This window comes from Peribacillus alkalitolerans (assembly GCF_010882125.1).
In the GTDB taxonomy this organism is placed as follows: domain Bacteria; phylum Bacillota; class Bacilli; order Bacillales; family DSM-1321; genus Bacillus_BN; species Bacillus_BN alkalitolerans.
The window spans coordinates 12,107-31,583 of sequence record NZ_JAAGVZ010000012.1 but is presented as its reverse complement, the minus strand read 5'-3'; the positions used below and the strand labels follow the sequence as shown (position 1 = coordinate 31,583).

General features: G+C 37.3%; 16 protein-coding genes, 1 tRNA gene and 1 pseudogene. 12 read left to right on the top strand and 6 right to left on the bottom strand.

What is annotated here, in order from left to right:
- Nucleotides 1-11 precede the first annotated feature (11 nt).
- Nucleotides 12-1,130, bottom strand: a complete 1,119-nt coding sequence (locus tag G3O09_RS14535; protein ID WP_163102216.1) for an MGDG synthase family glycosyltransferase — start codon at nt 1,128-1,130, stop codon at nt 12-14.
- Nucleotides 1,131-1,336: 206 nt separating this feature from the next.
- Here G3O09_RS14535 and G3O09_RS14530 point away from each other — a divergent pair, with 206 nt between their 5' ends.
- Both G3O09_RS14530 and G3O09_RS14525 read left to right on the top strand, forming a co-directional pair.
- Entirely contained in the window at nt 1,337-2,212 is an 876-nt protein-coding gene (locus tag G3O09_RS14530; RefSeq protein ID WP_163102215.1) for a LysR family transcriptional regulator, read from the top strand.
- 676 nt (nt 2,213-2,888) lie between these two features.
- Nucleotides 2,889-3,446, top strand: coding sequence for a recombinase family protein (locus G3O09_RS14525; protein WP_163102214.1), 558 nt, complete (start codon nt 2,889-2,891; stop codon nt 3,444-3,446).
- A gap of 182 nt (nt 3,447-3,628) precedes the next feature.
- Here the strand turns inward: G3O09_RS14525 and G3O09_RS14520 are convergent.
- Nucleotides 3,629-3,725: transfer RNA gene (locus tag G3O09_RS14520), tRNA-Sec, on the bottom strand.
- Nucleotides 3,726-3,878: 153 nt separating this feature from the next.
- Here G3O09_RS14520 and G3O09_RS14515 point away from each other — a divergent pair.
- The 5 genes from G3O09_RS14515 to selB all read left to right on the top strand — a co-directional run bounded on the left by G3O09_RS14515 (nt 3,879) and on the right by selB (nt 11,491).
- Nucleotides 3,879-4,304 carry a DUF2621 family protein gene (locus tag G3O09_RS14515; RefSeq protein ID WP_163102305.1) on the top strand — a complete coding sequence of 142 codons (426 nt, stop codon included), beginning with the start codon at nt 3,879-3,881 and terminating at the stop codon, nt 4,302-4,304.
- A gap of 177 nt (nt 4,305-4,481) precedes the next feature.
- On the top strand, nt 4,482-5,627 hold the full coding sequence (locus G3O09_RS14510) for an exonuclease SbcCD subunit D (RefSeq protein WP_163102213.1): 1,146 nt from the start codon (nt 4,482-4,484) through the stop codon (nt 5,625-5,627).
- A complete protein-coding gene (locus tag G3O09_RS14505) occupies nt 5,624-8,755 on the top strand; it encodes an AAA family ATPase (RefSeq protein WP_163102212.1) in 3,132 nt (1,043 codons plus the stop codon). The genes G3O09_RS14510 and G3O09_RS14505 overlap by 4 nt, the downstream gene beginning before the upstream one ends.
- A gap of 20 nt (nt 8,756-8,775) precedes the next feature.
- Nucleotides 8,776-9,591 carry a type II pantothenate kinase gene (gene coaW / locus G3O09_RS14500; RefSeq protein ID WP_163102210.1) on the top strand — a complete coding sequence of 272 codons (816 nt, stop codon included), beginning with the start codon at nt 8,776-8,778 and terminating at the stop codon, nt 9,589-9,591.
- A gap of 16 nt (nt 9,592-9,607) precedes the next feature.
- Nucleotides 9,608-11,491: a selenocysteine-specific translation elongation factor gene (selB, locus tag G3O09_RS14495; protein WP_163102208.1), complete on the top strand. Its 1,884-nt coding sequence runs from the start codon at nt 9,608-9,610 to the stop codon at nt 11,489-11,491.
- A 47-nt stretch (nt 11,492-11,538) separates the two neighbouring features.
- On the opposite strand, the gene selD is transcribed toward selB, so the two are convergent.
- A complete protein-coding gene (gene selD, locus G3O09_RS14490) occupies nt 11,539-12,594 on the bottom strand; it encodes a selenide, water dikinase SelD (RefSeq protein WP_163102207.1) in 1,056 nt (351 codons plus the stop codon).
- A gap of 173 nt (nt 12,595-12,767) precedes the next feature.
- Here selD and G3O09_RS14485 point away from each other — a divergent pair.
- Nucleotides 12,768-12,956, top strand: a pseudogene (locus G3O09_RS14485) (Rdx family protein); the annotation flags it as partial.
- An 89-nt stretch (nt 12,957-13,045) separates the two neighbouring features.
- Here G3O09_RS14485 and G3O09_RS14480 read toward each other — a convergent pair.
- On the bottom strand, nt 13,046-13,417 hold the full coding sequence (locus G3O09_RS14480; RefSeq protein WP_163102206.1) for an Hsp20/alpha crystallin family protein: 372 nt from the start codon (nt 13,415-13,417) through the stop codon (nt 13,046-13,048).
- 101 nt (nt 13,418-13,518) lie between these two features.
- Here G3O09_RS14480 and selA point away from each other — a divergent pair, with 101 nt between their 5' ends.
- Nucleotides 13,519-14,928, top strand: coding sequence for an L-seryl-tRNA(Sec) selenium transferase (selA, locus tag G3O09_RS14475; RefSeq protein WP_163102205.1), 1,410 nt, complete (start codon nt 13,519-13,521; stop codon nt 14,926-14,928).
- Nucleotides 14,929-15,024: 96 nt separating this feature from the next.
- A complete protein-coding gene (locus G3O09_RS14470) occupies nt 15,025-15,474 on the top strand; it encodes a hypothetical protein (RefSeq protein WP_163102204.1) in 450 nt (149 codons plus the stop codon).
- Nucleotides 15,475-15,533: 59 nt separating this feature from the next.
- On the opposite strand, the gene G3O09_RS14465 is transcribed toward G3O09_RS14470, so the two are convergent.
- Entirely contained in the window at nt 15,534-15,677 is a 144-nt protein-coding gene (locus G3O09_RS14465; protein ID WP_163102203.1) for a small acid-soluble spore protein P, read from the bottom strand.
- A 166-nt stretch (nt 15,678-15,843) separates the two neighbouring features.
- Here G3O09_RS14465 and G3O09_RS14460 point away from each other — a divergent pair, with 166 nt between their 5' ends.
- A complete protein-coding gene (locus G3O09_RS14460) occupies nt 15,844-16,104 on the top strand; it encodes a hypothetical protein (protein WP_163102202.1) in 261 nt (86 codons plus the stop codon).
- Between the two features lie 46 nt (nt 16,105-16,150).
- On the opposite strand, the gene sspO is transcribed toward G3O09_RS14460, so the two are convergent.
- Nucleotides 16,151-16,303 carry a small acid-soluble spore protein O gene (gene sspO / locus G3O09_RS14455; RefSeq protein WP_163102201.1) on the bottom strand — a complete coding sequence of 51 codons (153 nt, stop codon included), beginning with the start codon at nt 16,301-16,303 and terminating at the stop codon, nt 16,151-16,153.
- Nucleotides 16,304-16,682: 379 nt separating this feature from the next.
- Between sspO and acnA the strand changes: the two genes are divergently transcribed.
- The gene (gene acnA / locus G3O09_RS14450) at nt 16,683-19,394 is read left to right on the top strand and encodes an aconitate hydratase AcnA (RefSeq protein ID WP_163102200.1); all 2,712 of its coding nucleotides are present in this window, start codon (nt 16,683-16,685) and stop codon (nt 19,392-19,394) included.
- Nucleotides 19,395-19,477: the final 83 nt, after the last annotated feature.

Genomic DNA, 19,477 nt, shown 5'->3' with positions numbered 1-19,477 from the left:
AGGCACACCTCCTATACCGATATAGATGTTCTCTGTTTCATCTCATTTAATGCAAAATCCACCATGACCCTGACTGCATGCCCCTTATGGATAGTAGCAAGTTGCCTTTTCATGTTTTCATTGATTTTTTCATCATTTGCAAGCATTCTTACATAATCATTTGTTTGGTGGATAGTATGAGAGATTACGGCTGCCCCTTGCTCGGTGAAGTACTCTGCATTCTCTAACTCTTGACCAGGAATAGGCTTAAATAAGATTAATGGAATCTGTAAAGCTGCAGCCTCTGCCAAGGTAATGCCCCCAGGTTTTGTGATTAAACAATGAGAAATGGATACAATCTCATGTATTTTGTTTATATATTTGAATAAACGAAGGTTTGCAAAGACATACTCCAGTGAAACAAGGCTCTCATACAAGTCTTCATTATTACCACATATCGCTACAATTTGGTGGTTGGGGTTCCTAAGTAAAAGCTGACATAGTTCCTTTACATTCCTTAGTACTCCATGTGTCCCAGCGATAATGGTAATCACTTTTTTTTCTGGAGTAAGTCGAAATTTTTTATAAAGGATAGTTTTATCAATGGGTTTTTCAAATTCTGGGCGTATCGGGATTCCGCTGACTGTAATTTGTTTTTTATTGATGTTCTGATGGATTAATTTGTTTTTGACTGATTCAGATGCTGTAAAATAGTGGTCAATCAATGGATTTATCCAATAGGGATGTACGCAATAATCAGTAATGACGGTATAAACAGGAATAGTGTACCTGTATTTTTTTATTAAATATGGTGCTGCATGTAGAGGGAAGGTTGAAATGATAAATTGTGGCTGATATTTTGTAATCAGTTCTTGTAGTCTTTTCTGACCAAGATATCGGGAAAATTGAGCGAGGCCTTTTGAATTAATGTTAGTTCCATAATAGAACCATTTGTAAAATGAACTGTACGAAAAACTCTTTATAAGCAATGTTTGTGTAACACTGGAGAAAATAGGATAAGACTCCCCGAATAAATCTGATACAACAGGGATAAACCCTTTATTGTTCAGTTCTGAAGCAATCGCTTTTGCTGCCTGGATATGTCCACTACCATAACAGGCTGTTAGGACTAATGCAGTCGGCCGTCTCATACAAAAACCTCCTTACATCTTTTTTTCAGAGTACTATTTTTATTTTAAGGGAATGTGAAGGGACAATCCGGAAATGTAAAGATAATGATAATCTTTTATGAAAATTCAATTAAGTTTCATTCATTTAAAACATTGTCGGAAAATGATGAAAATAATTCATATTTTATGTTATATTATGAGTAAAACTAATATAAAGAGGGATGAATTTGTCGATAGGCAAATATGAAATATTTCATACAGTAGTAGAACTTGGCAGCTTAACAAAAGCAAGTGAATCGTTAAATATTTCCCAATCAGGGGTAAGTCATGCCATTTCCAGCCTGGAAAAAGAGTTGGGTTTTTCCTTATTGACCCGTAATAAAGCTGGCATCAGGCTAACCGTAAACGGTGAGCGAATGTTGTTATATATTAGGGAGATTTTAAATTTGAATAAAAAAATGCTTCAGGAGGCAGGGGAAATAAGAGGACTAGAAATAGGGACTGTTAGGATCGGAACATTTTCATCTATTTCTACTGTATGGCTTCCTGGAATATTGAAAAAATTCATGGATCAATATCCGCATATAAAAGTAGACATTCTGGAGGGGAAACAGGAGGAAATCTCTCTGTGGATTTCTCAGGGGATTGTAGATTTCGGTTTTTTAATGCAGCCTGCTGCAGATCTGGAAGTTCTCCATTTAAAGCGAGAAGCGTTTTGCTGTGTTGTGCCGGAAACCCACTATCTTGGTGCTGAAAATTCTATTAAGCCAAATGCACTGAAGGGAGAGAAGCTAATTCTCCAAAATTCTACTCTTAAAATCATCCATAACATATTGAAATCAAATAAACTTTCTCCTGAAATTGCATTTCATTTAGATGATGAACAGGCCGTTATCTCGATGGTAAAAAACTACCTTGGTGTAGCCATCCTGCCAGACATCGCTTTACATAATCTGCCTGATGGTGTAAAAAAAATACCCCTTTCAGATGATCAAGCACTGTCCTCCATCGGCATTGGTTCGATTTCCTTCAAAAGTCTTTCGCCAGCTGCCGAAAAATTTATAGCAGCATCGACCTTATGGTTAAACGAGCATTTCACATGATTCTCTAAAGTATTAATATACCTGCTTCCCATCTAATTGCCTTAATCGGTAGACAAAGAAAAAGGGTGACTAAGACGCGCAGACGATAAGGGAAAAATCCTCGAAAACAGCTGCTTGTAAATGATAAAGGAATCCAGTTTGTTATTGATAGCCTTGAAGCTTATGAATGGCCACAATTTTTACTAATAGGTATGATAGTTTGTTGCCACGGCATTGCTGTGGTTTTTATTTGCTTTCCGCCTGTAACATGAATGAAATAATATTATTCACACCAGGCATCATTTGTCCACAATTCTTCAGGATGTTTCAAAAATACTTAATTATGATACGAAAATAAGATTTGCAGCTTGTAACATGAATGAAATAAAGTTATCCCCTGAACTCATCAGTTGTCCACAATTTTTCAGAATGTTTCAAAATTACTTATTTATGATACGAAAATAAGATTTGCTGCTTGTAACATGAATGAAATAAAGTTATCCCCTGGACCCATCAGTTGTCCACAATTTTGCTTTTTATCTGAAAATCATATGTTTTAGATACAAAGTTAGGAGTATTTTACTAAAAATATATTAATGTCTCAAAAATATATCTCTTTATCAGAAAAGTAAATGCACGAGACGTATTTATGATACATTTTAAGTAATTGATAATATATATGGATGGAGGAGGGGTAATGGCTAAGCTGGGTTATGCGAGAGACTCTACAGGTAAACAAACTCTGGATACACAGATTAGTTTTCTTGCCGAATTTGGATGCCACAAGATTTTTACTGACAAAAAAAGCAACACAGAAAGAGAAGGACTAAAAGCAATGCTGGAATACGCAAGAGAGGGAGACATTGTAGTCATATACAAACTTGATAGACTAGCAAAAAGCATCCAAGATCTCCATCGAATAACAAATGAACTGAAAGAGAGAGAAATTGATCTTATTTCCTTAACACAAAACATTGATACCTCTGCAGAAAGGGGAGGAATGGTCTTTCACATGATTGAAGTTTGCGCAGAATTCGAAAGGGAGCTAATTGTTGAAAGGATAAAAGCGGGAATCGAAAACGCGAGGGAGAAAGGAGTTAAGCTAGGAAGGAAAGAAGCTAACAGACACCTTAAGGAAAAGGCTTATGAATTATATTGTTCCGGTGAATATACCATGAGAGAGATTACGCAAGCAACGGGTTTAGCACGAGCAACCATTTATAGATATATAGAACAGATTAAGTCCTCTGAATGAATCGTGACATGTTAACGTACAGAAGTTCTTCTGTTTCATAAAAATAGTCCCCTATGAATTAAATAGGGGACTAAGAGTATATGTCTTTTTCGGTCTCTTTATCGGACTCAATCGGTTTAGCCGAGTATTACCTGGAAGACCGTGCATGACTGATATGTACAATGACACTGAAAACCTTACAATGGCGGGACCGTGTGGGAATCGAACCCACCAGAGACGACACGCGCCTCTCATGCGGTTTTGAAGACCGAGGAGCGCACCAGCTACCCTTCCGACCCCTTGTTAAGACTCAATCTATTATATATGAAATCGTTTTTTTAGACAATGAATTATGAATAAAAGCCCTATGTCGTAGCTCACTTCTTGCCCTAATCCTACTCTTTTGCTTATAATTAAATGGATAAATGCAATTTGCAAGTTGAGGTGAATGGGTTGTTAGAAGGCTGGTTTTTATGGTTCATCTTATTTTGGGTCGTTTTCTTAGCTGGTTCATTTTTTGTGGGCGGATTTTTTATGTTCCGTAAATTCCTAAAAAAGCTTCCAAAACAAGATGGAAAGTCTGATATGGATTGGGAAGAACATTTCGTAAATCAAACGAGGAATCTATGGAAACAAGGTGAAAAAGATTTACTTGAGGATTTAGTCAGTCCAGTTCCTGAATTGTTCCGTGATGTGGCTAGGCATAAAATTGCTGGGAAAATTGGAGAGCTGGCTATCAGTGAAAAGGTTAATTCTATCAATGAAGACCTGGTAATCAGGGGATATATTATGGCAACTCCAAAACGCGATCATAAGTTTTTGAAAAAGAAACTTGTAGAAAAGAACATTGATATGAAACCATATGAGTATTTATTTTAATGGGCATTTAATATGTTGAATAATTAAATGGGTGATACTAAAGTCCGGAAACGTTCTTTGTATCACCCTTTTTCATTTCCCGTATAAATACTAGAACAAATGTTTCGATAATAAGGATTTTGCAAGTCCATCTGTTATAATAAAGTATAAGATTAAGAGTAAATGGAGGGGTTTAGAATGAAGTTTATCCATACAGCCGATTGGCATCTTGGGAAAATTGTTCATGGGATACATATGACAGATTCCCAAAGAAATGTATTACTAGAGTTCATCAAGGTGGTAGAGGAAGAAAAGCCAGATGCTATTGTGATAGCAGGTGATTTGTATGATCGTTCTGTTCCTCCAACAGAAGCGGTAGATTTATTAAATGAGATGCTATTTACTTTGAATATAGATTTCAAGGTTCCTATCGTAGCAATATCCGGAAATCATGACAGTGCAGAAAGACTTGCATTCGGGAATTCTTGGTATCGACAAAGCAACTTTTTTATGGAAGGAAAAGTAAAATTTCCTCTAGAACCGGTAGAGGTTAATGGAGTCAACTTTTATATGGTTCCCTATACTGAACCTGGAATGGTTCGGTATGCACTAGGCAAAGATGGAATTCATTCTCATCAAGAAGCCATGAAAGCCATTGTTCAAGAAATAGAAAAAAGCTTGGATACTTCTATGCCTAACGTATTAGTGGGTCATGCGTTTGTTTTAGGTGGAAAGGAAACAGAATCAGAACGCATACTTTCTGTTGGTGGGTCCGGATGTGTGACCTCTGATTTGTTTGACGCCTTTAGTTATACAGCTTTAGGTCACCTTCACAGTCCAGATGCGATCAAACATCCTACAATCTATTATTCTGGATCTCTTTTGAAGTATTCCTTTTCAGAAGCAAAACAAAGGAAATCAATTTCAATTGTCGAAATGCAATCAGATGGTCAGTTTTCTTTAAGGTACCGTGAGTTAACACCGGAAAAGGATATGCGAGTATTGGAAGGATTTATTGATGAACTTTTAGATCCATCCTACTACCAACAACAAAAAATGGATGATTTCTTGAAGGTCATTCTACATGATGAAGGAACGATTCTAGACCCTATCCATAAACTCCGACAAGTATATCCAAATGTCCTACATTTAGAAAGAAAATGGGATTCAGTAGACATAAAAGGGAAAACTACTTTCTCATCCGAAAATCTTCAATCCAAATCACCATTAGACTTGTTCGAAAATTTTTATTCAGAAATGACAGAACGGACTTTTTCTGCGGAAAAGAAATCAGTCATGAGTGGAATATTGCAAGCCGTAAAAGGTGAGGTGGAAAATCAATGAGACCTTTAAGACTCATAATGAAGGGCTTTGGGCCTTATGCCGGAACTGAAACAATAGATTTTACAGAAATGGGTAATCGAACAATGTTTGTCATTTCTGGTAAAACCGGTGCTGGTAAAACTACTATTTTTGATGGAATCAGCTTTGCCATTTATGGTAAAGCAAGTGGTGAAGACCGTTCTGGCCAAGAAATGAGAAGCCATTTTGCAAATGAGGATTTATTGACAGAAGTGTCCCTCCAATTCCAGCTTCGAGGCAAAATCTATGAAATTCAACGTTCTCCCCAACAAGAGCGAAAGAAAAAGACAGGTGAGGGAGTAACGACCATTACAGCTAAGGCTGAATTACATGAATTGAATGAGGAAGGAAACAGGATCCTTCTAGGGAGTAACGTTCGGGAAGTTGATGAGAAAATTAAGGAAATCATCGGATTGGATGCCAATCAATTCCGTCAGATTTTGATGATCCCTCAAGGGGAATTCAGAAAATTATTGGTTTCTGAAAGTAAGGATAAAGAAGGAATCCTACAAAAGCTTTTCCATACAAAGTTTTATAAATTAGTAGAGGATAAGTTAAAAGAAAAATCAAGCATTTTAAAGAAAGACGCTGAACATCTACAGGATTCGATTAATATGCAGATGGATCGAATTAAAGTAGATTTTTCAGATGATTTGCGTCATGAACTAGAGTTGGAAATATCTAATGTACAAAAAGTTACAACTCATCTAACTGAGGAGTTGGAGTGTTCGAATAAGTTCATAGAAAGTCTAAATAAGAAAATTAGCGATTCAGAAGGTCGAACAGATGCTTTGAAGAAACAAATTTTTGAAGCGGAAGAGATCCTTAATAAAATGAATGATTTAGATAGACTTCTTTCTCAGCAACGTATTTTGGAAGCGAGAAAAGAAGAAATATTCCACTTGAAAAATCGAATTAAAAGAGCGCAAAAGGCAGGACACTTAGCAATAGTCGAACAAAATTATATGAAGGTTGGAGAGCAATGCAAACGTATTGAGTCGGATTTAGCCAACCAAAAAGCAATACAGGCAGAGTTAGAAAATTCTTTTAACCAATCAGAGTTGGACTTCAAAAATGAGGACGCCAAAAAACCTTTAAGAGATGAAGCTACAAGCCGATTTATCAAGCTAGAGCAGTTAAAGGATCAAGTCTTCTCCCTATCAGAACTCAAACATTCAGTAGGTGATTTACTCAAACAACAAAATCAGATATTGAATCAAAATAAAGTCGTCGAAACACAAATTAATGTCCTTTCACAGGACGAAACCATATGTAAAACAAAGCTTCTTCAGTACGAAGATATTGAGAGGAAATTAATAGATTCAGAAAAAAATGTGGAGAAATTTTCTCTCTTAGCACAAAAAATAGAAAAGTGGATTCAATCGTCAAAGGAAGCTAATGATGCAGATAATGAAAGAGTGAAGTTAGAGAACCTATTTAATGCAAAATTGACCTCTTTTCAAGATATGAAACATACAGTAGAACATTTAGACGATCAATGGAATTCTTCCATTGCTGCGGTTTTAGCCTCATCTCTAAAAGAGGAACAGCCATGTATGGTCTGTGGCTCGACACACCATCCTCACCCTGCATTAAGCAAGCAGGACTTACCAAGTGAGGCAGAGTTAAAAGAAGCAAAACAACAGCTGGTGAATAGTGAAGCGGCTAAAACGGATGCGGAGCGAAAATTGTATCAGGCTAAATCCATACTGGCATCGAAACAAGAAGTTTTGAAAGAAAGACAGCTTGAACTACAACAATACCAAGATATTAATTTGGATAATATGAGCGATGAGTATAACGCGGCTCATTCACATGCACAATTTTGGGAAAGTGAAGTTCTTCGTTTTAATGGACAAAAGAAAGAAGTCCTTTTCTTAAAGGAACAACTGGAGGACATTACTAAGAGAATTGAAAAATTAAAACAACAATTAGACGAAGGATTTCAGGAGGAAAGAAAAGTTTCTTTGATTTATACAGAGAAACAGACACAATTGAATGGACTATTAGCTTCTATTCCAGTGGAAGTAAGGGAAGTTAAAGCATTTGAAGCTGAACTAAAAGAAGCGGAAAAAAATAAGGCTGCATTAGAACAAGGGTTGGACAGAAAAAGAACCATGTATCAGGAAGCAAAACAGGCTTTTCTTGCAGGAAAAGGCAAAGTTGACTCCTTATGCGAAAGGTTCGAGGAGCTAAAAAATGAATTAATGGTGGTTCGTAAAGCTTTTAAGGATGAGATGGACCAGCTGGGATTCGAGACGTACACTCAATATATCGAGTCAAAGATGACAGATTCAGTGGTAGCTAGTAATGAGGCTTTAATAGAAGACTTTGAAACTAACATGTATAAGGTAAATGGACTTGTCCATGAATTACAATTGAAATTGAATAATGTTGAAAAACCGGATTTACCTATATTGAATCAGAATCTTCAACAAATGCTAGAACAACTTGATACAGATCGAAGAGCTTTATCTGAACGAAAATCAGTACATCTTTCAAATGAAGAAATACAAAGTAATATGGATGCACTGTCAGAAAAACTAAAAATGGTTGAAGAAGAATATAAAACCATTGGGCATTTATACGAAATAACAAAAGGGCAAAATCCATTTAGAATTACGTTTGAGAGGTATGTGCTAGCATCCTTCCTGGACGATATTTTAGTGGAAGCAAACTTACGCCTAATGAAAATGACAAGTGGACGTTTCCAGCTTTATCGTAAGGTGGATCCAACTCGTCGGAATGTCCAAAGTGGTCTCGAGCTGTCAGTATATGACCAATATACAGGCACTGAGCGGCATGTTAAGACTTTATCGGGCGGAGAAGGCTTTAAAGCATCACTTGCATTAGCCCTTGGTCTTGCTGCGGTGGTTCAGCAATATTCTGGTGGGGTAAGCTTAGAAACGATGTTTATTGATGAAGGGTTTGGTACACTTGATCCGGAATCTTTAGAACAAGCAATAGAAGCATTAATGGATATTCAAAGCTCAGGTCGATTGGTCGGCATCATTTCACATGTTCCAGAACTGAAAGAAAGAATTGATGCAAGGTTAGAAGTCGTATCAACCCAGTCAGGAAGTAGGACACAGTTTATCTTTACTAACTAAAAATTAGGGAAGGTGATCTTTTGAAGACTATCAACATGGGCATAGACGCGGGTAGTAGTCTTGTAAAACTAGCTTATTTTGAGGGTAATAGGTTTCATTTCAAGAAATATCCCTATTATAATATTGAAGAGCTTTCTAATTGGCTAAATGCGCTTCATCCGAATATTGTTATTGGGTTAACAGGGGGAAGAAGTGAGAGGATTAAGCAATTAGTAAATTATAAAATCAATACTTTCAATGAATTTGATTCTTTAGAAAAAGGCTTAGAATCTGTTACAGATCTAAACCCTGACAAAAAGAAATCAATTATTGTTAATGTAGGAACGGGAACTTCCATTTTCATGTATGATTCTTCCAATCTTAAAAGGGTTGGAGGCACCGGTTTAGGTGGTGGAACCTTAATGGGCCTAGCCAAGCTACTAACGAACGAGGAGAATTATTATTCCATAACTGAAGCATCAAAAAAAGGAAATAGAGCCTTCATTGATCTATTTGTTCGGGATCTGTATGAAAATGATAGCAAACCTTTGAATGGAGATCTTACGGCAAGTAATTTCGGCAAATTGGATGGAGTACAAAACCATAATAAAGAAGATATTCTCGCAGCCTTGACAAGAATGATTGCTGAAAATATCGCGTTACTAGCTAATCAAGTCGGGTTGTCAAAGGGACATGAAGATTATATTTACATTGGCTCCACTATTTCCGGTAATTCTCGATTGAAACAGGATCTTCAAGAAATAACCGCATTTTTTGGGGGATCTGCACATTTCCACGATCAAGGAGAGTATATAGGCGCTTTGGGAGCATTAAGACTATTGAATGAAGACCTTTAGGTAGGTGTGAACTAGGATGAAAAAACATTTTACTATCGGGATGGCAGGTCACATCGACCATGGTAAGACTACATTAACGAAAGCCTTAACAAATGTTGATACGGATCGGTTAAAAGAAGAGAAAGTAAGAAAAATCTCAATTGAGCTTGGATTTGCACCTTTAATCGTAAATGATGAAATGCAAATTTCTCTAATCGATGTTCCAGGGCATGAACGATTTATTAGACAAATGATTGCAGGGGTAGCAGGTATCGACCTCGTCATACTTGTGGTTGCAGCAGATGAAGGCGTCATGCCGCAAACGAAAGAACATTTAGAAATCCTTAACTTCCTTGGAATTAAAGGTGGAATTGTCGCAATCACTAAAATAGACAGGGTGGATGTGGATTTCCTAGAGTTAGTAAAGGATGAAATTTGTTTAGAGCTTGAAGGAAGTATTTTTTCAGATTCACCGATCGTTATGGTGAATAGTCTTTCGCAAAATGGAATCGATGAATTGAAACAAAAAATCGTAAAACTTCTTGAACAAATGCCTCCCCGTGAAACTAGTGGGGTATTCAGACTACCTATTGACCAAGTTTTCACCATCAAAGGACAAGGTACAATCGTTAGGGGAACAGTCTATGAAGGAGTTCTATCGAATGGTGAAGAATTGACCGTTCTCCCAAAAAATTTTGAAACTAGGGCAAGGCAAATTCAAGTTCATAATAAGCCTTCACAAAAAGCGTTTGCAGGTCAACGTGCTGCGATCAATTTGTCGGGACTCTCAAAAAGTGATGTGAAAAGAGGAGACGTTATTGTTTCCTCTAATCAGTTTGTTGTTACTCGTACAATAGATGTAGCTGTGAGCTGGGTTAATGAGTTGGACTATATCGTAAAACAACGGATGCCAATCAAATGTCATATTGGTACATCAGAGGTAATGGGTAGAATTGTTTTCTTTGATCGAAATGAAATTAGAAATGAAAAAAAGGACGTAGTGTGTCAACTTAGATTAGAAGAGGAGATTGTCACTAAAAGGGGAGACAGGTTTATTCTGAGAAGACCGAGCCCGTCCGAAACAATAGGTGGAGGATGGGTGATTGATCCTAGCGGTCAAAAGTATAGGTTTGGTTATCAAACGATAGAGGAACTGGTAAAGAAAAAGTGTGGAACACCAATCGAAAGGGCATCAAATGCACTCATTAAAAATAAAGCCCTTAGTCTCAAAGATTGGGCAATGCATACTTCTTTATCTGAAGAAGAATTAATTGTCCTGAAGGAAATAGGACAGTTCGTTGAATATAGCAACAACCATTTTTCACATGTAAAAGTAATACATGAAATTACTGAAAATATCCATGACAGACTAATCGACTTCCAACATAATTATCCTATGAAAGAAGGAATAAATAAGGCAGAACTGATTCAGGAGTTTTCGATTCATTATCCAGCCGGAATCATTCAGTTTGTGCTTGACCATGAGGAACAAATGAAGAATTGGAAGCGAAATGGGCAATATTTTGCAACGAATGACTTTTCTCCACATGTACCACTTAACTGGGAAAAAAGAGTGAACGGAATGCTCGAACAGATACGTGTGGATGCTTTTGAAGTAAAGGCTCTCCATAATTATTTGGATGATGCGGGCATACCCGAAAATCTTCGAAAAGAATTAATATACTTTCTAATAGAACATAATACGTTGATAGAACTTGATGAGAAGTTCTTTTGGAAATATGAAACCTTCGAGAAAGCCGTTTCAATGTTAAAAAAGGAGAAAGTACAAAGTGGATTTACCGTGGGGGAAGCAAAAGATATCCTGGGACTTTCACGTAAATATATGATTCCTTTTTTAGAAAAATTGGATCATATGAAATTGACTAAAAGGGAAGATAATACAAGATTCTGGATCAACTAATCAAAAAAAATCCGATGGGGCTCATGTAGCTAGCCCATCGGATTTTTTTATTTCTCGACATAAATTACATATTCCTCTTTTGACTCAACTCGACCGATAATAGTGGCTGAAGCATTACCTGAAGCATGTAAAGCTTTAACATATTTATGGGCATCCGCTTCATTTAGGCTTATTAACAGTCCGCCAGAAGTAATGGCATCACATAAAATGAGCTGTCTAAAGAATGGCATTGCTTGCGGAAATTGGATCCTATCTTTTAACCATGTATGGTTTGATTTTGATCCACCCGGGACAATGGCTTTTTCTGCGAGATCTTCTGTTCCATCTAAAAGTGGAACTTGATGATATGGAATGATTGCAGTAGTTCCGCTACCTTCCATCATTTCTGAAAGGTGACCAAGCAAACCAAATCCAGTAACGTCCGTCACAGCATGTGGAGTGAATTCTTGTAATATTGCTGCCGATTTTTGATTTAAACTTGCCATGGTTTCTGTTACAATGCGTTCTTGTGCTTCTGTAACAACTCCTCGTTTGATTCCAGTTGTTAAAATACCTACTCCAATGGGCTTTGTTAAAACTAATACATCACCAGGCTTCGCCCCAATATTTTTCCAAATTTTTTCTGGATGGACAATCCCCGTGACAGCAAGTCCGAATTTAGGCTCTTGGTCATCTATGCTATGACCTCCGACGGTGACGGCTCCCGCCTCTTGCACTTTATCAGATGCACCTCGAAGAATTTCTGCTAACATGTCGTATCCTAACTTTTTGATAGGGTACCCTACAATATTAAGGGCAGTCTTCGGACTACCACCCATTGCAAAAACGTCACTTAGGGCATTAGCTGCCGCAATTTGACCGAACATATATGGGTCATCTACTATAGGAGTGAAATAGTCTACTGTCTGGATGATGGCAATGTCATTTGTTAGTTGATAAACTCCCGCATCATCGGAGGTTTCATTTCCGACTAATAATTCTGGGATATGTGGTTGTTTTGGTAGAAGACGCAAAACTTGCGTCAAGTCCTCAGGACCAATTTTGCAGCCTCAGCCAGCTTTCGATGACAAAGAAGTTAATTTAATCTTTTCTTGTTCTGTCATGTGAACCACCTCCTTATATAAGTATAAAGGATAAAAGGAAAATAATAGATATAAATGCTTGCGATTTATACTAGTTTATACTACACTCACAATTAATTCCAAGTTAAAAAGGAGGAAAAATTATGAGCTTTGAGGTAAAAGTTGAATTTTGCATGATGTGAAACTTCGCACCAAAAGCCGCGAGTCTCGCGGAAGACCTTTTTGAGCATTTTAGGGGGACAGTTTCCAAAATGGAACTGATACCTGCATCAGGTGGAATATTCGAAGTAACGGTAAACGGGAATCTTTTACATTCCAAGAAAGAAACCGGTGTTTTCCCTGACCATGAGGAACTAATTAAAAAAATAGAGCAGCTGAAATAAAACAGAATGACACTTAGAGAAAGTCTCTCTAAGTGTCATTTTTTCTTTTTCATTATTGATGTTCAATGTTCTAGTATAAAATAAAAGGCTCATCCTTTGTCTTTTTCTTTTTTAGGGACAGTAATTTCTAAAATATCTCCGGACAGTTTCTGATTAAGCTGATTTTCTTGAAGGGGATATGGGAAGTTAACTGTTCGGCTTTTCAATATGTTTTTCCCGCATGAACTATTACAATAAACGTTAATGATAAGCTTTTCCCCGTTTACCTTCACTTTTATATCCTGATGGTTGATTCCATCAAGTAGAGCCTCAACTATATATTCCTCGGTTGTTTCGAACAAATCGATCCGAAAAATACATTCATCAAGCTCATTTGCAAAGGGGTCAAGGAACAAATCATCTAGCCATGCATCAGTAAGGTAAACGAAATCCTCTTTTTTATTGTATATATCATCCTTCATACAACTACCCCCAGTAAAAGCTATGTATTATAGTATGAATTCCTAATCCATGCGTGAAAATGATATAATGATTTATCGAAAAATAGTGCGGAGGTCATAAAGTGAATCATTTATTGCGGACCATTCCACCTGTTCATGAATTACAAAAGCTTGATAGCTTCTCTTTACTTAGGGAGAAATTCAAGCTTGATATTCAAACAATGACGGAACTGGTAAGGAAAGAATTATTGGAGATGAGAAAATCAATCATTGAAGACGAAAAAAATTGCCATTGGATGGACAAGTCACAGTTTATCGAGGGCTTCTTCAAACAAATTGAGCTTCGTTTGCAAAACAAGATCGGTACAAGATTGAAAAGGGTAATAAATGCTACAGGGACCGTTCTTCACACAAATTTGGGAAGAGCTCCTTTAAGTCAGTCAGCTATTGATCAAGTGGTTGATGTTGCCAGGCATTATACCAATTTGGAATATAATCAGGAAACAGGTGAGCGAGGTTCGCGACATTCCCATATAGAATATTGGATTACTGAGATAACCGGTGCCGAAGCTGCGATAGTGGTGAATAATAATGCCGCTGCTGTGTATTTCATATTAAAAGCGTTGTCCAAAAATAAAGAAGTGATTGTGTCTAGAGGGGAACTAGTAGAAATTGGTGGTTCATTTAGAATTTCGTCTATTATGGAAGAAAGCGGGGCAAAATTGAAGGAAGTTGGTACCACAAATAAGACACACTTATTTGATTACGAAAACGCTATTAATGAAGAGACAGGCATGATTATGAAAGTGCATACATCTAATTTCAAGACAATCGGTTTTACTAAAAGTGTTACTATGGAAGAACTAATGGAATTGCATAAGAAAAATCCACATATCATTTATTATGAGGACCTTGGAAGTGGAGTCCTTTACGATTTAAGCCAACATGGAATTGGTGAAGAACCTTTGGTTAAGCAAAAGATTAAAAGTGGAGCGGACCTTATCTCTTTCAGTGGAGATAAACTTTTAGGGGGACCCCAAGCTGGCATAATAGCTGGTAAGAAAAAATGGATAGACCTTTTAAAAAAGCACCAATTAGCAAGGGTATTACGAGTGGATAAAATGACACTCGCCGCTTTAGAAGCCACTTTAGCTGAATATGTAAATGAAGAAAATGTCATAAAACGCAACCCAGTATTAAGAGATATTCTTACTAATGAAGATACCCTAAAGGAAAAAGCAAGTACATTACAATCAAAATTGAGCGAAATTGGAGCCATTGAAGTAAGAGTTGCATCAGAATTCAGCAAAATCGGTGGGGGATCTTTGCCAGATATCGAGCTACCGACATATGTAATCACAATGAGAATCCCTGGTATAACTACAGCAACTGTTCATAAAGCGTTAAGAACTTGGGATATTCCTATCGTTTCACGAATTAAGAACGACAGAATAATATTGGATGTACGGACCCTACAGGAAGATGATTTCTCCATTATTAGCGAAGCAATAGTAAGTCTCTTAACAAGATAGAATATAAAAGCCCATTTTAATAAAATGTTAAATGAACCGTAACCTCATGACATGTAGGAGCGTCTTTAATAACAGAGGGTTTGTGGAGGTGAGAAGTTGATTGCTTTTGGATTATTAACGACCATTTTGCCTGTAGTAATAATAGTTTTTGTTATTGCAGTGGCAGTGAAGAATAAGGAAAGAGGGGAAGAATATATGTTTAGGCATTTATATATGTATCTAGTTTTATTCGCAACATTAATGATGGTAATAGGTGGGGGAATCTCAATATTTATGGCGACAGCTGACCTTGTAAGTCCACCAGGATATTACCAGACGTATCAGGATTTCAAAACTAATAAGCAGTATGAAAAAGAAGAAGGTAAAGGTGAGACTTTAAGTGAAGCCGAGTTAAAGGCAGAATATGACTTGATGGTTGATGACGAAATGGCAAGACAAAGAAACAATGCTAAAAATCAGTTAATCAAAAGTTTAGGATTCATTATTATCCCACTACCTATTTTCCTTTTCTTTAACCGGATGAGAAAGCAAGGAGATCCAGCATAATTTAGCAAAAGCCAAATCGAGCAAAGATCGATTTGGCTTTTTTACGATCAAAGAACACTTTACATATCGTGACTGCTATTATGCTTTTGACGGGTATGCTTTTGATTTTTTGCTTTATGTGAACCGCTCATTGGGGCAGGTTGTCCAGGTTGATCACCTTTAGGTGCGTTTTTTCTCATATCTTTTCCATCATTCTTGTTCATTTTCATTCCTCCTAAGTCATAGCTGTCCTATTTCTGACAAAAAGAGCTCGCCGAGTGGCGGGATCTTTTTTTATTTTGCTTACCTCTCGTGCATTTATTCATGTATAGCTTCCTGTAACTTTGCAGACGCTAAAAAATGATTAGTATGAAAAGGAGATGAACATAAATGCCATATCATAAGGATAAGCAACAGGCATTTCAAGCGGCTCAACAAGGTAGAGAAGAAGCATTTGATGTATATCATGAATTAGTGGATAAGGGTGCTACATATGGTCAACAGCTTGCGCACCTTAAACAGGAAGTGAATGAGGCATATCAACAAATTGAGAATGCATTAGAGGTTGCTTCAGAACATCAAAGGATTCAACTCGAGCAATATCAAAGAGATCTCCAAAGTTTAGTGAATGAAGTGAATAGCATCGAATAAAAAGGCCACCCCATTAAAGGGGCGGCCTAATTTCATTCTATATCCATTATTGGTTTTTCTTACGTTTTTTATTATTTTGTCTTTCCGCTTCTGTCAACGGTTCATTGGAAACGGCAAACTCCTCACCATACGCATTTCCTTGTCCTTGGGCACTAGCAGCATTTCCACCTGGAATAAGATTTCCTTTTCTTTTTGGCATGTCATTCACCTCCAGTACTAGGATGTGGAGAAGTGGTAGAGATTATAAATGAATTTGTTATTTCAATATAACACTTCAAAAATATATATCGAACTAATTAGATTTTCCATCTTATTGAAAACCTTTATCAATTAGGGGTTTGAAAGGAGTGAAAATTTTTATTATAAGAAATACTTATCAAAAACAATAACTTTATTGATATTTACTTATGTATATTTCTATATTAAGATGAAATTGTAAGAAAAGTGAGGTTATGTGACAAAAATTCAAACTTTTCGACATATACGGTATTTTCATTTATATTTAAGTAAGGGTTTGACCTATTGAAGGGCAACCTTGCTTTTGTATGACTTGAAACAGAAAGAAGGGGAAGCATTTTATGACTAAGAAAGACTTTTTCCAAGCGCGCTCTTCCTTTGAAGTAAATGGTAAGCGCTACAACTATTATCGACTAAATGCTTTAGAAGAAGCAGGGATCGGAAACGTATCCAAATTACCTTACTCCATTAAAGTTTTACTTGAATCAGTATTACGTCAAGCTGACGGCCGTGTAATTAAGCAAGAGCATATTGAAAATCTTGCTAAATGGGGAACAAATGAGCAAAAAGATGTTGATGTTCCATTTAAACCATCACGCGTAATCCTTCAAGACTTCACTGGTGTACCTGCGGTCGTTGACCTTGCATCTATGAGAAAAGCAATGGCGGATCTAGGTGGAAATCCAGATTTAATAAACCCTGAAATCACAGTGGACCTTGTTATTGACCACTCTGTACAGGTAGATAAATCAGGTACAATGGATTCATTAAATGTAAATATGGACTTAGAATTTGAACGTAATGCTGAGCGTTACCAATTTTTAAGCTGGGCTCAGAAATCATTTGATAACTACCGTGCTGTTCCACCAGCAACTGGTATCGTGCACCAAGTAAACCTTGAGTACCTTGCGAATGTTGTCCTTACAGTAGAGACTGAAAATGGTGAGTTCGAAGCATATCCAGATTCATTAGTAGGTACTGACTCCCATACAACTATGATCAACGGTATCGGTGTTCTTGGTTGGGGTGTTGGGGGAATTGAAGCAGAAGCTGGTATGTTAGGTCAGCCTTCTTACTTCCCAGTACCTGAAGTAATTGGTGTTAAATTGGTTGGAGAACTTCCTAATGGAACAACTGCAACTGACTTGGCATTAAAAGTAACTCAAGTACTTCGTAAAAAAGGCGTAGTTGGCAAATTCGTTGAGTTCTTTGGTCCTGGTGTATCTTATTTACCACTAGCTGACCGTGCAACAATTGCTAACATGGCACCTGAGTACGGTGCAACTTGCGGATTCTTCCCAGTTGACAAAGAAGCATTAGATTACATGCGTTTAACTGGCCGTGACGAGCAATTAATCAAAGTTGTAGAAGAATATAGCAAAGCAAACGGAATGTTCTTCTCACCAGATGCTGAAGATCCAACATACACAGATGTAGTGGAAATGAATTTATCAGAAATCGAATCAAACCTTTCTGGTCCTAAACGTCCACAAGATTTAATCCCTCTATCCATGATGCAAAAAGCATTCAAAGAGGCATTAAGTGCTCCAGTTGGAAACCAAGGGTTTGGCTTAGATGCTACTGATATCAATAAAGAAATCACAGTTAAGTTTGCTAATAGCACTGAGACTAAAATGAAGACTGGTGCAGTTGCAATTGCTGCAATCACAAGCTGTACAAATACTTCTAACCCTTATGTATTGGTTGGAGCGGGTCTAGTTGCGAAAAAAGCATTAGAAAAAGGTCTTCAAGTACCAGCATACGTGAAAACTTCTTTAGCACCTGGTTCTAAAGTTGTAACAGGATACCTTCGTGATTCAGGTTTACAACCTTTCCTTGATGAACTTGGTTTCAATACTGTTGGTTACGGATGTACAACATGTATCGGTAACTCCGGTCCATTAGCTGATGAAATCGAAAAAGCTATTGCTGAATCAGATCTATTAGTTACTTCAGTTCTTTCTGGTAACCGTAACTTTGAAGGTCGTATCCATCCACTTGTAAAAGCTAACTACCTTGCCTCACCACCATTGGTTGTTGCATATGCATTAGCTGGTACTGTAAATATTGACTTCTCTACAGATGCAATTGGTCAAGACAAAGATGGAAATGACATCTTCTTGAAAGATATTTGGCCAACTTCTGAAGAAATCAATGAAGTAGTAAAGAGCACAGTTACACCTGAACTATTCCGTAGAGAATATGAGCGTGTATTTGATGATAACGAGCGTTGGAATGAAATCCAAACAAGCAACGAGCCGTTATATACTTGGGATAATACTTCTACGTATATTCAAAACCCTCCATTCTTTGAAAACCTTTCTAAGGATGCAGGCGAAGTTAAGCCACTTAATGGCTTACGTGTTGTTGCTAAATTTGGTGATTCAGTAACGACTGACCACATTTCTCCTGCTGGTGCAATCGGAAAAGATACTCCTGCTGGAATTTACTTACGTGCAAATGGCGTTGAGCCTCGTGAGTTTAACTCTTACGGTTCACGTCGTGGTAACCACGAAGTAATGATGCGTGGTACGTTTGCAAACATCCGTATCCGTAACCAAGTGGCACCAGGAACTGAAGGTGGATTCACAACTTATTGGCCAACTGGCGATGTAATGTCCATCTATGATGCTTGTATGAAATATAAGCAAGATGGAACTGGTCTAATAGTATTAGCTGGTAAGGATTACGGAATGGGTAGCTCCCGTGACTGGGCAGCAAAAGGAACAAACCTATTAGGTATCAAAACTGTAATCGCTGAAAGCTTTGAACGTATCCACCGTTCTAACCTAGTATTGATGGGTGTTCTTCCTCTTCAATTCAAAGAAGGCGAGAATGCTGAAGTATTAGGATTGACTGGTAAAGAAACAATCGAAGTTGCTGTTGATGAAACAGTTAAACCTCGTGATATCCTAACTGTCACTGCTACTGCAGAAGATGGAACAAAGAAACAATTTGACGTTCTTGTTCGTTTCGATAGCGAAGTGGAAATTGATTACTACCGTCATGGTGGAATCCTTCCAATGGTACTACGTGATAAACTTAAGAACTAAAGAATACTTCGCAGACCGAGATCATTCTCGGTCTGTTTTTTTAGTGTTAGAAGATACCCTGTGTAGTATTTATTTTCATTTAT

Bases quoted from the DNA above. Each gene is read 5' to 3' on its own strand.
- G3O09_RS14535 (WP_163102216.1), bottom strand. From the start codon at position 1,130: ATGAGACGGCCGACTGCATTAGTCCTAACAGCCTGTTATGGTAGTGGA.
- G3O09_RS14525 (WP_163102214.1), top strand. From the start codon at position 2,889: ATGGCTAAGCTGGGTTATGCGAGAGACTCTACAGGTAAACAAACTCTG.
- G3O09_RS14510 (WP_163102213.1), top strand. From the start codon at position 4,482: ATGAAGTTTATCCATACAGCCGATTGGCATCTTGGGAAAATTGTTCAT.
- G3O09_RS14505 (WP_163102212.1), top strand. From the start codon at position 5,624: ATGAGACCTTTAAGACTCATAATGAAGGGCTTTGGGCCTTATGCCGGA.
- selB (WP_163102208.1), top strand. From the start codon at position 9,608: ATGAAAAAACATTTTACTATCGGGATGGCAGGTCACATCGACCATGGT.
- G3O09_RS14480 (WP_163102206.1), bottom strand. From the start codon at position 13,417: ATGAAGGATGATATATACAATAAAAAAGAGGATTTCGTTTACCTTACT.
- G3O09_RS14465 (WP_163102203.1), bottom strand. From the start codon at position 15,677: ATGAACAAGAATGATGGAAAAGATATGAGAAAAAACGCACCTAAAGGT.
- G3O09_RS14460 (WP_163102202.1), top strand. From the start codon at position 15,844: ATGCCATATCATAAGGATAAGCAACAGGCATTTCAAGCGGCTCAACAA.
- sspO (WP_163102201.1), bottom strand. From the start codon at position 16,303: ATGCCAAAAAGAAAAGGAAATCTTATTCCAGGTGGAAATGCTGCTAGT.
- acnA (WP_163102200.1), top strand. From the start codon at position 16,683: ATGACTAAGAAAGACTTTTTCCAAGCGCGCTCTTCCTTTGAAGTAAAT.